Source organism: Bartonella sp. MR168JLCBS (assembly GCF_042194175.1).
Genome location: NZ_JBHIMP010000117.1, coordinates 321 through 591, shown reverse-complemented (window position 1 = coordinate 591; position 271 = coordinate 321). Strand labels below are relative to the sequence as shown.

1 pseudogene is annotated in these 271 nt (G+C 38.7%); it reads left to right on the top strand.

Going from position 1 to position 271, the window contains the following annotated elements:
• Positions 1-23: 23 nt before the first annotated feature.
• Positions 24-271 (top strand): annotated as a pseudogene (locus ACFIK8_RS09620) (RND transporter); the annotation flags it as partial.

Genomic DNA, 271 nt, shown 5'->3' with positions numbered 1-271 from the left:
TCTGAAAACATATGAGAGAGTGGATGCAGATCAGAGACCTAAAGTGTATTGCTTATAACAGATTATTTTGTAGTGCTTTTTTATGTTTTTTTGTACTGTCAGGATGTATGGTTGGTCCTAATTATCATAAAACATTTTTTCGTGTTCCAGCAGTTTGGGGACAAAAGTCGGCCCAGATAGCTGAGCATCCGGTTGCGCTTGCAGGGTGGTGGCGGCGTTTGGATGATCCTGTTTTAAATGTGTTAATAAATTACGCGATTTTTGGAAATAA